At 65.4% G+C, this 14727-nt stretch carries 12 protein-coding genes, 2 tRNA genes and 1 pseudogene; 9 read left to right on the top strand and 6 right to left on the bottom strand.

Going from position 1 to position 14727, the window contains the following annotated elements:
• Positions 1-4: 4 nt before the first annotated feature.
• Positions 5-81: transfer RNA gene (locus EWM63_RS00075), tRNA-Arg, on the top strand.
• Between the two features lie 82 nt (positions 82-163).
• Positions 164-240: transfer RNA gene (locus EWM63_RS00070), tRNA-Arg, on the top strand.
• A 123-nt stretch (positions 241-363) separates the two neighbouring features.
• On the opposite strand, the gene bla (EWM63_RS00065) is transcribed toward EWM63_RS00070, so the two are convergent.
• The 5 genes and pseudogenes from bla (EWM63_RS00065) to EWM63_RS00045 all read right to left on the bottom strand — a co-directional run bounded on the left by bla (EWM63_RS00065) (position 364) and on the right by EWM63_RS00045 (position 4756).
• Complete coding sequence (gene bla / locus EWM63_RS00065; protein WP_130184740.1) at positions 364-1218, bottom strand: class A beta-lactamase; 855 nt, start codon at positions 1216-1218, stop codon at positions 364-366.
• Between the two features lie 110 nt (positions 1219-1328).
• Positions 1329-1733, bottom strand: a complete 405-nt coding sequence (locus EWM63_RS00060) for a hypothetical protein (RefSeq protein WP_130184739.1) — start codon at positions 1731-1733, stop codon at positions 1329-1331.
• A 16-nt stretch (positions 1734-1749) separates the two neighbouring features.
• Positions 1750-2724 carry an OmpA family protein gene (locus EWM63_RS00055; protein WP_165390698.1) on the bottom strand — a complete coding sequence of 325 codons (975 nt, stop codon included), beginning with the start codon at positions 2722-2724 and terminating at the stop codon, positions 1750-1752.
• Between the two features lie 138 nt (positions 2725-2862).
• Positions 2863-3893: pseudogene (locus EWM63_RS00050) on the bottom strand (D-2-hydroxyacid dehydrogenase).
• A complete protein-coding gene (locus tag EWM63_RS00045) occupies positions 3815-4756 on the bottom strand; it encodes a LysR family transcriptional regulator (RefSeq protein ID WP_130184737.1) in 942 nt (313 codons plus the stop codon). Before EWM63_RS00045 ends, EWM63_RS00050 begins: the two are co-directional and overlap by 79 nt.
• 193 nt (positions 4757-4949) lie before the next feature.
• Here EWM63_RS00045 and EWM63_RS00040 point away from each other — a divergent pair, with 193 nt between their 5' ends.
• The 7 genes from EWM63_RS00040 (at position 4950) to bla (EWM63_RS00010) (ending at position 13958) form a co-directional block, all read left to right on the top strand.
• Positions 4950-5144, top strand: coding sequence for a hypothetical protein (locus tag EWM63_RS00040; protein ID WP_130184736.1), 195 nt, complete (start codon positions 4950-4952; stop codon positions 5142-5144).
• 20 nt (positions 5145-5164) lie between these two features.
• Positions 5165-5968, top strand: coding sequence for an alpha/beta hydrolase (locus EWM63_RS00035; protein ID WP_307720816.1), 804 nt, complete (start codon positions 5165-5167; stop codon positions 5966-5968).
• Positions 5969-6206: 238 nt separating this feature from the next.
• A complete protein-coding gene (locus EWM63_RS00030; RefSeq protein WP_229487628.1) occupies positions 6207-7427 on the top strand; it encodes an efflux RND transporter periplasmic adaptor subunit in 1221 nt (406 codons plus the stop codon).
• 33 nt (positions 7428-7460) lie between these two features.
• Positions 7461-10655, top strand: coding sequence for an efflux RND transporter permease subunit (locus EWM63_RS00025; RefSeq protein WP_130184735.1), 3195 nt, complete (start codon positions 7461-7463; stop codon positions 10653-10655).
• Positions 10652-12145: an efflux transporter outer membrane subunit gene (locus EWM63_RS00020; protein WP_130184734.1), complete on the top strand. Its 1494-nt coding sequence runs from the start codon at positions 10652-10654 to the stop codon at positions 12143-12145. The genes EWM63_RS00025 and EWM63_RS00020 overlap by 4 nt, the downstream gene beginning before the upstream one ends.
• A 215-nt stretch (positions 12146-12360) precedes the next feature.
• Entirely contained in the window at positions 12361-13017 is a 657-nt protein-coding gene (locus tag EWM63_RS00015; RefSeq protein WP_165390697.1) for a purine nucleoside phosphorylase YfiH/LACC1 family protein, read from the top strand.
• A gap of 89 nt (positions 13018-13106) precedes the next feature.
• Entirely contained in the window at positions 13107-13958 is an 852-nt protein-coding gene (gene bla, locus EWM63_RS00010) for a subclass B3 metallo-beta-lactamase (RefSeq protein ID WP_130184732.1), read from the top strand.
• Between the two features lie 25 nt (positions 13959-13983).
• Here bla (EWM63_RS00010) and EWM63_RS00005 read toward each other — a convergent pair.
• Positions 13984-14727: MFS transporter (locus EWM63_RS00005; protein WP_130184731.1), on the bottom strand; the 744-nt coding region annotated here is incomplete at its 5' end.

Raw genomic sequence — 14727 nt, 5'->3', positions numbered from 1 at the left:
TTTTGCGGCTGTAGCTCAGCTGGATAGAGTACTTGGCTACGAACCAAGGGGTCGTGGGTTCGATTCCTGCCAGCCGCACCAGAAATAAGAGGACCGGAGCGATCCGGTCTTTGTTTACCGTCGTCAGCAGTACCCCGGAAGCTTTCCGGGTGATGAAAGTTTTGCGGCTGTAGCTCAGCTGGATAGAGTACTTGGCTACGAACCAAGGGGTCGTGGGTTCGATTCCTGCCAGCCGCACCAGAAAATGAAAAAGGGACCGGAGCAATCCGGTCCCTTTTTCTTTGGCTGTCCGGATTGCGCACAGGTGTTTGCACATTTGCGGCGCGCGACCGCAGCCCGCGCGCCATCGCTTCAATGCCGGGTTTAGCCCACCGCCCGGATCGCCGCCCGCGCGGCATCGGCCACCACGTCTTCGCGCGCGTCGGCTTCCTTGTCATCCCGGTGCGTGAAGACCACCACCACCAGCGGCGCGCGGCCCGGCGGATAGACGATGCCGATATCGTTGGTGACGCCATAGGTGCCCGTGCCGGTCTTGTCGCCCACCTGCCAGGCCGCCGGCACCGCGGCACGGAGCCGGTTGCCGCCGGTGGTATTGCCCAGCAGCCAGTCCTTCAGCTGCTGGCGCTGCGGTGCCGGCAGTGCCGTGCCCACCACCAGCTTTTGCAGCGTGCGTGCCATCGCCAGCGGCGTCGTCGTATCGCGCTCGTCGCCGGGGATGGCGCTGTTGAGCGCCAGTTCCCAGCGGTCCAGCCGGAAGGCCTCGTCGCCGAGCCCGCGCGCAAAAGCCGTCAGGCCCGCTGGCCCGCCCAGTTCCTTCATCAGCGTGTTGGCGGCCGTGTTGTCGCTGTACTGCACGGTGGCGGCGCACAGCTCGGCCACCGTCATGCCCGTGTCGACATGCTTGCCCGTGACGGGCGAATGGCTGACCAGGTCGGCCCTGGCGTAGCGCAGCCGCCGTTCCAGGAAGCCCGGTTCGCGCGCAGCGCGGTGCAGTGCCTGCGCGGCGAGGATGGCCTTGAACGTGCTGCACATGGGGAAGCGTTCGTCGAGCCGGTTGCCGACGATCTTGCCGGTGGCGGTGTCGATGGCGGCCACGCCGAGGCGGCCTTTCAGGTCACGCTCGATGGCGGCAAAGCCGGCATCCGCGGCGCGCGCCTGCAGCGAAAGGAAGGGAAGGGCCGCGGCAGCGGCCAGCAAGGTACGGCGGGTGGTGTCCATGGGGCTCCCGATGGTGAATGGTCGGAAGCATTGTAGGGGCGGAGCGGCACGGAACACACGGCCGGCGAACCCGCCGGCCGGGCATTTCATCCCACCGGCGGGTTGACCCGCTACTGCAGTTTCTTGACGGTGCAATCCTGGGCCAGCACGCCCATCTTGATGAGCGGGAACTGCGGGCTGCTGCCGATGCGCACCAGGGCGCATTGCAGGCTGCCTTCGATGCGGCCCTGCTTCTCGGCCAGGTGTTCGTATTGCGCCTCGTCGACGGACGGCGCGAACAGTACGTAGAGGGGCAGGCGCTTGTCCTGGAAGTCGGTGGTGGCGCCTTGCAGGCCATTCAGGCCGCCCGTGTTGCCGATATCGCCGATCGCCGCATTCAGGATGTTGACGGTCACGTTCTTCTTCTGCTGCACGGTGTTGAATTGCAGCTTGTCCAGGTCGGTGACCTGCGGCGCCGCCGAGGCGGTAAACGCGGCTGCCAGCAGCGGCGCGGCGATCCAGTAGCGGTGATTCATGTAGAGTCCTTGCTGATCAGAGTTTAACGAGCTCCACGCGGCGGTTGCGCGCGCGGCCATCTTCGGTACGGTTGTCGGCGATCGGCTTGTCGGCGCCGAAGCCGGCCGATTTCAATCGCGCGGCCTCGATGCCGGCGCCTTTCAGCGCAGTCACGATCGTCGCGGCACGCTGCTCGGACAGCGCCTTGTTGCGTTTTGCATCGCCGCTGTTGTCGGTGTGGCCTTCGACGGCAATCTTCAGGCCGGGATTGTTCTTCAGCAGGCGGGCGATTTCATCGACGGCGGGCTTGCCATCGTCGCGCAGCGCCGCCTTGTCGGTGTCGAAATTGATGTACAGCGCAATGAAACCCTGCTTGTCGAGCGCAGCCTTCATTTCATCGGCTTTGGTCAGCGCGATCGACCGTTCCATCGGCTTTTCTTCGAGGGTGGTCAGTCTGACCTGCTGGCTGGTGACCGTCAGGCCGAACCAGATCCGCTTTTCCGGCGTGCGCAGCAGCCACGTCGAATAATCGGCGCTTTTTCCATAGATGCCAAATTCCTTCTGGATGAAGCGGTTCCGCTCCGGGGCATCCTCGGCCGGGAAATCCTTGCTGTACGGCTTGACCGTATCGATGCGCACGGCGCCCAGTTCCTTCAGCGCCTGCTCGTAATTGCGCACGGCGGCCAGCTGGGATAGCCCGGCGTGCGACAGATAATACGAGCGGCGCGACACGCGGCCCTCCGCCGCATGCCGTGCATTACCGGCGACGAACCACGCGCGGTCGAAATCCTCAGTCTTGCCGCGGCGTTCGCGTTCCTGCAGCTTTTCCGGCCAGTCGAGGTACGGAAAGGCCGGCAGCGGCCGGGTGCTGACCGGCACGCTGTCGGGATTGAAGGTGGAAGCCACCGCCGTGGTGGCCTTCGACGCCGGCGCGCCATGCGCCTGGGCGAGTGGGAAAGATAATACGGCGGCAATCGAAAGGGAGAGTAAGGCGCTGGTACGCAAGCTCATGGCCGGAATATCGAATGAAAGATCCCTATTATAAGGAAAAATATGGGATAAATGCATAAAATGCAACTTCGCAATCGGTCTTGGCTCGCCCGGATATTCCTGCGATTTACTATCGATACGCAAGCCGCCAGCGCGTGATCATCCCACCCGATTGACCGGTGCGCCATGCACGAAGGCTTCGATATTGCCGATCAGCTGGTCGGCGAGTCCCTGCATCGCTTCATGGCTGGCCCACGCGTTGTGGGGGTGAGGATGAAATTCGGCAGCCGCAGGTGGAGCAGCGGATGATCGGCCGGGGGCGGCTCCTGCGTGAGCACGTCGAAGCCGGCGCCGGCGATCACGCCACGGCGCAGCGCATCGGCCAGCGCCGCTTCATCGACAAGGCCGCCACGTGCCGTATTGACCAGCAGCGCCGTCGGCTTCATGCGCGCCAGTTCCGCCGCGCCGATGATGTTACGTGTCGCGTCCGACAGCGGCGCATGCAGCGACAGCACGTCGGACGTTGCCAGCAATTCGTCGAAGCCGACATTGACCACGTCGGCGTCCGGCACCGGCGTGCGCGTGTGCACGGCGATCTCCATGCCGAACGCCCTGCCGATCTGCGCCACCTTGCGGCCCAGCGCCCCGTAGCCGAACAGCCCGAGGCGGCTGCCGTGCAGGTCGCGGATCGGGTGGTCGAACAGGCAGAAGCGCGGCGCCGCCTGCCATTTGCCCGCCTCTACGTCGGCGCGGTAGGCCAGCAGGTTGCGGCGTAGTGCAAGGATCAGCGCGAACGTGTGTTCGGGCACCGCCGCATAGGCGTAGTCGCGGATGTTCGAGACCACGATGCCGCGTTCGCGGGCGGCCGGCAGGTCGACGATGTCGGTACCGGTGGCGGCGACCGCGATCATCTTCAGGTTCGGCAGCCGCGCCAGCGTGTCCGCGCGCAAGGGCACCTTGTTCGTGATCGCAATGGTGGCCTGCGCCAGCCGCGCGGCGGCTTCGCCGGCGCTCGTCGCGGGGTACTCGGTCCACGTGTGGTCGAAGGCGGGGCGTCGCACGTTGGCGATCACGCTGTCGCGGTCGAGGAAAACAATGTGGTGGGTGGGATTCAAGCAGCCTCCGGTAAGGAATGAGGGGGCGTGCGCAGGCGCATGCCCGGGTGGTTGGCAAACAGTTCGGCGACCCATTCGACGAACACGCGCACCTTCGCGGACAGGTGGCGGTTCTGCGGGTAGACGATGTGGATCGGCAGCGCGTCGGTGGTCCACTCGGGAAGCACCTGCACCATGCGGCCATCGCGCACGTGCTGCAGCAGGAGGTAATCGGTCATCTGGATGACGCCCAGGCCGGCCAGCCCCGCCTGCACATAGGCGTTCGAGTCGTTCAACGCGATCACGCCGGGCATCGGTACCTGGATGCGCTCGCCATCCTTCGTGAAATCCCAGTCGTAGATCTTGCCGGTCTTGGCGGAAAAATAGTTCACGCAGCGGTGCCGTTCCAGGTCGCGCGGGTGCTGCGGCGTGCCGTATTTCGCGATGTACGATGGCGCCGCGCAGGTGACGAAGTTGACGATGCCGATGCGCCGCGCGATCAGCGTGGAGTCGCCCAACGCGCCGCCGCGCACGGCGCAATCGACACCTTCCTCGATCAGGTCCACGGGGCGGTCCGAGCTGCCCAGTTCCAGCTGGATGTCCGGGTAGCGTTCGAAGAACGCGGGCAGGGCGGGCACGAGGACCTCGCCGGCCAGGCCGGTCGGCGATTCCACCCGCAGCCGACCGCTCGGCGACAGGCGGGTGCGCGACAGCGACTCCTCGGCGTCCTTCACGTCGGACAGGATGCGCAGGCAGCGCTCGTAATAAGCGGCGCCATCGGCCGTCACGCTGACCTGGCGCGTGGTCCGGTGCAGCAACTTAACTGAAAGTGACGTTTCGAGCTGCTGGATCAGCGTTGAAACGGTGGCCTTCGGCAGCTGCATCAAGTCGGCTGCCCGCGAAAAGCCGCCTGCATCCACGACCTGCACGAAAACTTCCATCGCCTGTAGTTTGTTCATTCCACCCTCCGCCAGTGCCTCGACATTGCACGGCAAGATCCGGAGTGCTGTTCCGTCACGAAGCTGTCATTGTTCGGATCTATGAACAATCAATTCGTCATTGCCGTATTTATCAGATTGTAGATCAAGTCTATGATTACTGCACTGCATCATAGAAACGCTGCCAATGGCAGCCTCAGCAAGGAAAGCAATCATGGAACTTCGCAACCTTCTCATCATCGTGGCCCTGGCGCTGTATGCGCTGGCCATGGTCGGCATCGTCAGCACGGACGCCTATTCGCAGGCGGCGGGCACCGAGGCGCGCGGCCTGCATGCGCTGATGGTGGAAGTGCGTGCTTCCGCGCAGGATCCGCTGCTGGCCGAGGCACCGCGCGGAGCATCCCGATGAAGGGCTCGCAGCAGAACGCAATGCAGCAAGTCGCGCCCGTGGCGGACGACCTCGTGCTGCGCGACCTGGAGGTGCAGGGCGCCGAAGGGCTGCTGCCGGCACGGCTTTACCTGGCCGGCGCCCCCGGCGCGAAACGTGAAACGCTCGTCGTGTTCTTCCATGGCGGCGGCTTCGTGGGCGGCTCCATCGACGAGGCGGACGATTTTCTCTCGCACCTCGTGAGCGGCGACCGCAGCCAGGTGGCGCTGTCGGCCGGCTACACGCTGGCCTCCGTGAAGCCTTTTCCCGCCGCCGTCGAGGATGCACATGCGCTCCTGCTGTGGGCCAAGAAAAACAAGTCGAAGCTGTCGTGGAACGGCAAGCGCCTCGTCGTGGCCGGCATCGAAGCCGGCGCCAACCTGGCGGCCGTTGTATCGCTGATGTCGCGCGACCGCGGCGGGCCGCCGCTGGCCGGCCAGGTTCTCATCATGCCGATGCTCGATCCGGCGCTGTCCACGTGCTCGATGCGCGAAGTGCCGGTGTGCCGCGACAAGGCGGCCGTCATCGACAAGGTGGCCGATACGTGCGCGGCCGGTTATCGGGGCTACCTGCCGAATGCGGCCGACCGCAGCCATCCGTATGCGTCGCCGCTGCAATCGTCGCGCCTGAAGAACCTGCCGCCGGCACTGATCCTGTCCGCCGAGGACGACCCATTACGTGACGAAGCTGAACAATACGGGGCAAAACTCATCAAGTGCGGCATCACCACCACGGTGAAACGCCTGCCCCCGCGCCGCTCGAACAACCCGGTGGGCGCAACGATTGTGCCTGTGTGTTTGCATTGACTGAAATTGCCGCGTTCATCCGCGGCGTCGATGGGACGGAGACCCACCAGCCTGACGTATAAATAAATAAAAACGTTTACTTATCGTCGGCTGGCGATATAGTCGAACGACCAATTTCCTGTAACCAAAAGTAAAAGCGCCCATGAGGCGTGGTGGGACCGCTTTTTCTCTCGAACTAGGCGAGTGAAAACCGGCAACGCTAGGTTATTACTATTTTTCATACAAAAAGGGGTTAAGAATGAAAAACACGAATCCAATGTCAGCATGGACGCGACCGGCACTGGCCAAGATCGTCATGGCACTGGCTGCCGCCGGCGTTGCCGTCACGCTCGCCGGTTGCGACGATGCCAATGGCAAGGCTGCCGAGGCAGCCGCGCCGGCTGCCGGCGGTCCACCCATTTCCGCAGCGCTCGTCATTGAAAGGCAGATCACGGAAACGCAGGAGTTTTCCGGCCGTCTCGAGGCGATCGACCATGTGGACATCCGCTCGCGCGTCTCCGGCTTCATCACCGAGGTGAACTTCAAGCCGGGCAGCGAAGTGAAGAAGGGTGACGTGCTGTTCGTGATCGACCCCCGTCCGTACCAGGCCGAGGCCGACCGCGCCGAAGCGGCGGCCAACTCGGCGCGCGCCCGTGCCGAACTCGCCCGCCTGGAACTGACCCGCGCCGAGAAGCTGCTGGCCGACAAGGCCATTGCGCAGCGCGAGTTCGACGAGCGCGCCTCCGGCCAGAAGGAACTGGAGGCCGCTGCCCGCGCAGCCCAGGCCCAGTATGCCGCGGCAAAGCTGAACCTGTCCTACACGAAGGTCACGTCGCCGATCAACGGCCGCGTCTCGAAAGCCGAGATCACATTGGGCAACCTGGTGGATGCGTCGGCGGTGTTGACCTCCGTCGTCTCGCTCGACAAGATCTATGCAAGCTTCGATGGCGACGAAGACACCTACCTGCGCGTGGGCACGCAGAACCACAAGGGTGAGCCGGTCGTGGTGAAGGTGGGGCTGGCCAACGAGGAGGGCTTCCCGCACGAGGGCAAGCTGGAATTCGTCGACAACCAGCTCGACACGCAAACGGGCTCCGTGCGCATGCGCGCCACGTTCGACAACAAGGACCGCGCCCTGGTGCCAGGCCTGTTCGCCCGCGTACAGCTGGGCGGCGGCAACGCGGCCAGCAACGCGGTGCTGATCAACGACCGCGCTGTGGGCACGGACCAGAACCGCAAGTTCGTGTTCGTGGTCGGCGCCGACAACAAGGCCGAATACCGCGCCGTGAAGCTGGGCCCCACCTACGATGGCCTGCGCGTGGTGAAGGAAGGCCTGAAAGCCAACGAAAAGATCGTCGTCAACGGCCTGCAGCGCGTGCGCCCGGGTGCGCCCGTGTCGCCACAGATCGTGCCGATGGATGCCACGGTGGCTGCCAAGCCGCAGGAAAACAAGAAGGGCGCCGACGTCGCCGCGCTGTAAGCGACGACCCTCGCACAAGAACAAGGAATAGCCATGAACTTCTCACGCTTTTTCGTCGACAAACCGATCTTCGCGGCCGTGCTGTCGATCATCGTGTTCGTCGCCGGCCTGATTTCCATTTTCAAGCTGCCCATCTCCGAATACCCGGACGTGGTGCCGCCTTCCGTCGTGGTGCGTGCCCAGTATCCGGGCGCGGATCCGAAGATCATCGCCGAAACGGTGGCCGCGCCACTCGAGGAACAGATCAACGGCGTTGAAAACATGCTGTACATGTCGTCGCAGAACACCAGCGACGGCGCCCTGCAGCTGACCGTCACCTTCGCGATCGGCACCAACGTCGAGCAGGCCGAGACGGCCGTGCAGAACCGCGTGCAGCGTGCGCTGCCGCGCCTGCCCGAAGAGGTGCGCCAGATCGGCGTGACCACCGTGAAGTCGTCGCCGAACCTGACGATGGTGGTCCACCTGAATTCGCCGGACGGCCGTTACGACGACCTGTACCTGCGCAATTACGCGGTGCTCAACATCAAGGACCAGCTGGCCCGCATCAACGGCATGGGCGACGTGCAGCTGTTCGGTTCCGGCGATTATGCGATGCGCATCTGGCTCGATCCGCAAAAGGTGGCGGCGCGCGGCCTGACCGCGGGCGACGTCGTCGATGCGGTCCGCGAGCAGAACGTGCAGGTGGCGGCCGGCGTCATCGGCCAGGGGCCGTCGAAGGATGCCGACTTCCAGCTCACCGTCAAGACGCAGGGCCGCCTGTCGACGGTCGAGGAATTCGGCGACATCGTCGTCAAGACCAATACCGACGGCGCCGTGACGCGCCTGTCTGACCTGGCACGCCTTGAAATGGGCTCGAACTCCTATGCGTTGCGCTCGCTGCTGAACAACAAGTCGGCGGTCGCGATTCCCATCTTCGAAGCCCCCAACGCCAACGCGCTGCAGCTGTCCACGGACGTGCGGGCAACGATGGAACGGCTGTCGAAAGATTTCCCGGAAGGCGTCGAATACAGCATCGTGTACGACCCGACCCAATTCGTGCGCGAGTCGATCGACTCCGTGATCCACACGCTGATCGAAGCGGTGATCCTGGTTGCCCTGGTGGTGATCATCTTCCTGCAGACGTGGCGCGCCTCCATCATTCCGCTGTTGGCCGTGCCGGTCTCGGTGGTGGGTACCTTCGCCGTGATGATGATGTTCGGCTTCTCGATCAACACGCTGTCGCTGTTCGGCCTCGTGCTGGCGATCGGCATCGTGGTCGACGATGCGATCGTGGTGGTGGAAAACGTCGAGCGCAACATCGAGAACGGCCTGACGCCGCGCGATGCGACGATCCAGGCGATGAAGGAAGTGTCCGGTCCCATCATTGCGATCGCGCTGGTGCTGTGCGCCGTGTTCGTGCCGATCGCGTTCGTGTCCGGCCTGACGGGCCAGTTCTACCGCCAGTTCGCGCTGACCATCGCCATCTCGACCGTGATCTCCGCGTTCTCGTCGCTGACGCTGGCGCCGGCATTGTCCGCCGCGCTGCTGAAGGGCCACCATGAACCGAAGGACGTGCTGACGCGCGGCATGGACAAGGTGTTTGGCGGCTTCTTCCGCGTGTTCAACAAGTTCTTCAACAAGTCTGCCCACAAGTACGAGAATGGCGTGAAGGGTGTGCTGCGTCACAAGGGTGCATCGCTGGTCGTGTATGCGCTGCTGGGTGCCGCCGGCCTGTTCATGTTCAAGGCCGTACCGCCGGGCTTCGTGCCGGCGCAGGACAAGCAGTACCTGATCGGCTTTGCCCAACTGCCGGATGCCGCGTCGCTGGACCGTACCGATGAGGTGATCCGCAAGATGTCGAAGATCGCGGAAGACATCCCCGGCGTGGAAAACTCGATCTCGTTCCCGGGCCTGTCGATCAACGGCTTCACGAACGCACCGAATGCGGGCATCGTGTTCCTGGGACTGGAGCCGTTCGACAAGCGCAAGGACAAGTCGCTGTCCGCGGAGGCAATCGCCGGCGAGATGAACAAGCGCATGGGCGCCGTGCAGGACGCGTTCGTGATGGTGCTGCCGCCGCCGCCGGTCAACGGCCTGGGTACCACGGGTGGCTTCAAGCTGATGATCGAAGACCGGGGCAACCTGGGCTACGACGAGCTGTTCAAGGCGGTGCAGGCCGTGCAGGCCAAGGCGGCGCAGGAACCGCGGCTGCAGGGCGTGTTCTCCGGCTACCAGATCAACGTGCCGCAACTGTTCGCCGACGTCGATCGCGTGAAAGCCAAGCAGCTGGGCGTGCCCCTGCAGACGATCTACCAGACCTTGCAGATCAACCTCGGCTCGCTGTACGTGAACGACTTCAACCAGTTCGGCCGCACCTACCAGGTGCGCGTGCAGGCCGACGCGCAGTTCCGTTCGCATCCCGAACAGATCGCGCAGCTGAAGGTGAAGAACGACAAGGGCGAAATGATTCCGCTGTCGTCGCTGATGCGCGTGAAGGATACGTATGGCCCGGACCGCGTGCAGCGCTACAACAACTATGTGGCGGCTGACCTGAACGGCGGCCCGGCAGCGGGTGTGTCGTCCGGCCAGGCGCAGGCGATCATGGACGAGATCCTGCGCGACACGCTGCCGAAGGGCATCGCGTATGAATGGACCGACCTGACGTACCAGGACATCATCGCCGGCAACACGATGATCTATGTGTTCCCGCTGTGCGTGCTGCTCGTGTTCCTCGTGCTGGCCGCGCAGTATGAAAGCTGGACGCTGCCGCTGGCCGTGATCCTGATCGTGCCGATGTCGATCCTGTGCGCCCTGGTGGGGGTGAAGCTGACCGGTGGCGACAACAACATCTTTACCCAGATCGCGCTCTTTGTGCTGGTCGGTCTCGCGTCGAAGAACGCGATCCTGATCGTGGAATTTGCGCGGGAACTGGAAGATCACGGGCGCAGCGTCGTCGACGCCGCACTGGAGGCTTGCCGCCTGCGTCTGCGCCCCATCCTCATGACGTCGATCGCATTCATCATGGGCGTGCTGCCGCTGGTGTTCTCCAGTGGCGCCGGCGCCGAGATGCGCCATGCGATGGGTGTCGCCGTGTTTGCCGGCATGCTGGGCGTCACGTTCTTCGGCCTGTTCCTCACGCCGGTGTTCTACGTGCTGCTGCGCACGCTGGCCAAGCGCATGGAAAAGAAAGACACGCCGGTCCACGAGGAAGGCGTATCGCTGGTGAAAATGGAAGGAACCCACGGATGAACAACTTGATGACGAAACTGACCGCACGGGGCCTGGCCCCGCTGGTGGCGGCCCTGGTCCTGACCGCCTGCGCTGCGCCGGAATTCAAGCAGCCCGCCGTCGACGTACCAGTCGCCTTCAAGGAAACCCAGTCTGCCGATGCTGTGAAAGTGGCCGCCGACGGTACGCGCTGGAAGGAGGCGCAGCCGGCCGAACAGCAGCCGCGCGGCGAATGGTGGCTGGCGTTCAACGACACCGGCCTCAATGAACTGATGGCCGAGGCAACGCGCAACAACGCCAACCTGGCCGTTGCCGCCGCCCGCGTAAAGCAGGCGCGGGCCATTGCCGGCATCGCCGAGGCGGACCGCATTCCGCAGGTCGGCGTGGGCGTGGGCGCGAACCGTGGCCGCCTGTCGCCGCGGGAGTCCGGCCTGCCGCAGGGAACGGACGTGGCGCCGTCGACGAGCTACAGCGCCCGGCTGACGGCCAGCTATGAAGTGGACCTGTTCGGCCGCGTGTCGTCGAACGTGGCGGCGGCACGCAACGACGCGGCAACGGTGGAAGCGAATTACCGCTCCGTGCTGCTGGCGCTGCAGGCCGACGTGGCCCAGACCTGGTTCCGCCTGCGTGCCACGGACGCCGAACTGGCGACCGTGGACCAGACGGTCCGGCTGCGCGAAGAGAACGTGAAGGTCAACCAGCGCCGCTTCGACCTGGGCGACATCGGCGAATTCGATCTGTCGCGCGCCAAGACGGAACTGGCCACGTCGCGCGCCGAGGCGATCGGCCTGCAGCGGCAGCGCACCAACGCCGAGCATGCGCTGGCCGTGCTACTGGGGCGCCCGGCGGCATCGTTCGCCGCCGCCGTCAACCCGCTGGCCGACGCCGGCGCGCTGCCGGCCATCCCGGGCGGGTTGCCATCGTCGCTGCTCGAACGCCGGCCCGACATCGCCGCCGCCCAGCGCGCGATGGAAGCGTCGAACGCCCGCATCGGCATGGCCCGCTCGGCGATGTTCCCGGCGCTGACCATCAGCGCCGACGGCGGCGGCGTGGGCCCGGCATTCGCCGACGTGTTCCGCTGGTCCAGCCGCTCCTGGCTGCTGGGCGCGCTGCTGTCGATGCCCGTCATCGACGGCGGCCGCAACCGGGCCAACATCACCCGCAGCGAAGCCGTGCTGGAAGAATCGGTCGGCACGTACCGGCAGACCGTGCTGACCGCGTTCGCCGAGGTGGAAGACAACCTGGCCGGCTTGCGCATCCTGTCCGGCCAGACGGCGCAGATCGACGACGCCGTGGTCTCCGCCCGGCGCTCGGCCGACCTGGCGCAGAAGCTGTACGACGCCGGCCGCTCCAGCTACCTGGAGCTGCTGGACGCCCAGCGCAACCTCGCCGCCGTCGAACGCACCGCCGTGCAACTGCGCGGCGACCGCGCCATCACCACGGTCGCCCTCATCCGCGCCCTCGGCGGCGGCTGGGACACGCCCGTCAACACCGCCCAAGCCAGCAACTAAAACCCTAGCGTTGTCCTTCACGGCGGCCCCACCCCGGGCCGCCGTTTTTTTATCCGCATCCCGATCTGGCCAAACGCCACGAACACCAAGCAACATTTCCTGAAACCGGGGTCAGACCCCGGTTTCAGGAAATATTTCCCAAAAACGGGGTCTGACCCCGAATTTTGGAAATATTTCTTCGCTATCATGCGGCGGTCGAAACTTGGGAGACGTCCGTGATTACCAGCGCATTGCTCAGCAGTATTCCATCCATCCGCCACGGCTTCGGCGGCGAGGGCGAACTCGTGCCGCGGGTCCTGCAACCGGCCTGGGAAGTGCGCCCGGAAAAAAAGCAGGTGCATGGCACGCGGGTGGTACGGGTCGTCGAAGAGCGCCAGCGCGTGGGCGAGGCGGATGCCTTCCATACGGAACAAGCGGGCATCCCGGTCTCGGTCATCACGGCCGACTGCGTGCCGCTGCTGCTGGCGCGACGCGATGGCCGCCATGTGGCGGCGGTGCACGCGGGCTGGCGCGGGCTGGCCGATGGCGTCATTCCCCGCGTGCTCGATGAACTGGGGGCAGGGGAGGGCTGGGTGGCGGCCGTGGGGCCGACGATCTGCGCGGCGTGCTATGAGGTGAGCGAGGAGCTGGCGCTGCGGTTCGCGCAGCAATTCGCGGCCATCCCGGCGGGGTCACTGCTGCCGCGCCACCGCCACCTGGACCTGCGCGCGGTCGCCGACTACCAGCTGCGCGAGGGAGGCATCAAGGAGATCGACCACGTGGGCGGCTGCACCTGCTGCGCGTGCGATGGCACCGGCAATCATCTCTTCCGCAGCTACCGGCGCGGCGACCGCAACTCGCAGCAGCACGCCGGCCTGGTCATCGTGGGATGAATCGCCCGCGCCGCGGGTTGGCGGCGATGGCCTGGCGCAGAGCCGGCATCTAGAATGGTTCCCGTCCAATCACCAACAACGGGAACACCATGCAGAAGACCTTCATCGCTGCCGCCTTGCTTGCCATGGCATCGCTGGCGCACGCCGCCGACTGGGATGCGCCGCAGGAGCCATTCGCCCTGTTCGGCAATTCATACTATGTCGGCCCGCACGGCGTCAGCGCGGTACTCGTCACATCGCCCGCCGGCCACATCCTGATCGATGCCGGCACGCCGAAATCGCCCGCTGCCATCGCGGCCAGCATCCGCAAGCTCGGTTTCAAGGTCGAAGACGTCAAGTACATCCTCACCTCGCACGAGCATTACGACCACGTGGGTGGCGCCGCCGCGCTGCAGGAGATGACGGGTGCCACCGTCGTCGGCAGCGTGAAGAGCGCGAAGGTGCTGGCCAGCGGCAAGCCCGCCCCGGCGGACCCGCAGTTCGCCAGCCTGTCCGATATGGTCCCTGTCGCGAAGACACGCGCAGTGCGCGACGGCGAGGTGATCACGCTCGGCCCGCTGGCGATTACCGCCCACGCCACGCCGGGCCACACGCCGGGCGGCCTGTCGTGGACGTGGCAATCGACCGAGAATGGCCGCACCGCGAACATGGTGTATGCCGACAGCCTGACCGCCTTTGGCTCTGACGGCTTTCGCTACGGCGGCGACCGGCGCTGGCCCGAGGCAAAGGCCCAGCTCGAAGCGTCGATCGCCAGGGTAGCCGCGCTGCCGTGCGACGTGCTCGTCTCCGCCCACCCGGAATTCAGCGGCCTGTGGGAGCGCAGGGGCAAGGCGGCGCAGCTGGGCACCGCCGCCTTCATCGACAAGGAGGCCTGCCGCAAATATGCGGAACTCGGCCAACTGCGGCTGGCCAAGGTGCTCCGGGAAGAACAGCAGCCGTAACGCGCCCGCGGGCGGCAACGGCCGCTCATGCCTTCAGGTAGCCGTGCTTGCGCGAGTCCGGCATGATCCACGAGGCGGCCAGCGCGATCGCGCAGATGATGGCCACGTACCAGAAGAAGGCGCTCTCATGCCCCTGCGACTTGAACAGCAGGGCCACGTATTCGGCGGTGCCGCCGAAGGCCGCGTTGCCGATCGCGTACGACAGCCCGACGGCCAGCGCGCGGATCTCCGGCGGGAACATCTCGGCCTTCACGATGCCGCTGATCGACGTGTAGAAGCTCACGCACACCAGCGCGGCCAGCACCAGGGCGAATGCCTGCACCGGCGACTGCGCCTGGCCGATCGCCGTCAGCAGCGGTACCGTGGCAACCGTCGTCAGCAAGCCGAAGATGATCATCATCGTGCGCCGGCCGATGCGGTCCGACAGCGCGCCGAAGGCGGGCTGGATCAGCATGAAGCAGAACAGCACCGCCGTCATCACCAGCGTCGCCGACTCGGCGTCCATGTGCGCCGTGTTGACGAGGTACTTCTGCATGTAGGTCGTGTACGTGTAGAACGCCAGCGAACCGCCGGCCGTGTAGCCGAGCACCGTCAGCAGGGCACGCGGGTGTTCCAGCACGCCACGGATGGTGCCCGCCTTTTCGCTCTTGCTTGCCTCGGTGGCCGTTTCCACCAGCGCGCGGCGCAGGAACAGCGCGACCAGCGCGGCGGCCGCGCCGATGAAGAACGGGATGCGCCAGCCCCACGCCCGCATCTCGTCCGGCGTAAG

This window comes from Pseudoduganella lutea (assembly GCF_004209755.1).
Taxonomy (GTDB): domain Bacteria; phylum Pseudomonadota; class Gammaproteobacteria; order Burkholderiales; family Burkholderiaceae_D; genus Rugamonas; species Rugamonas lutea.
Note: the sequence above shows the minus strand (reverse complement) of the source record. Positions and strands in the feature narration are given on the sequence as shown.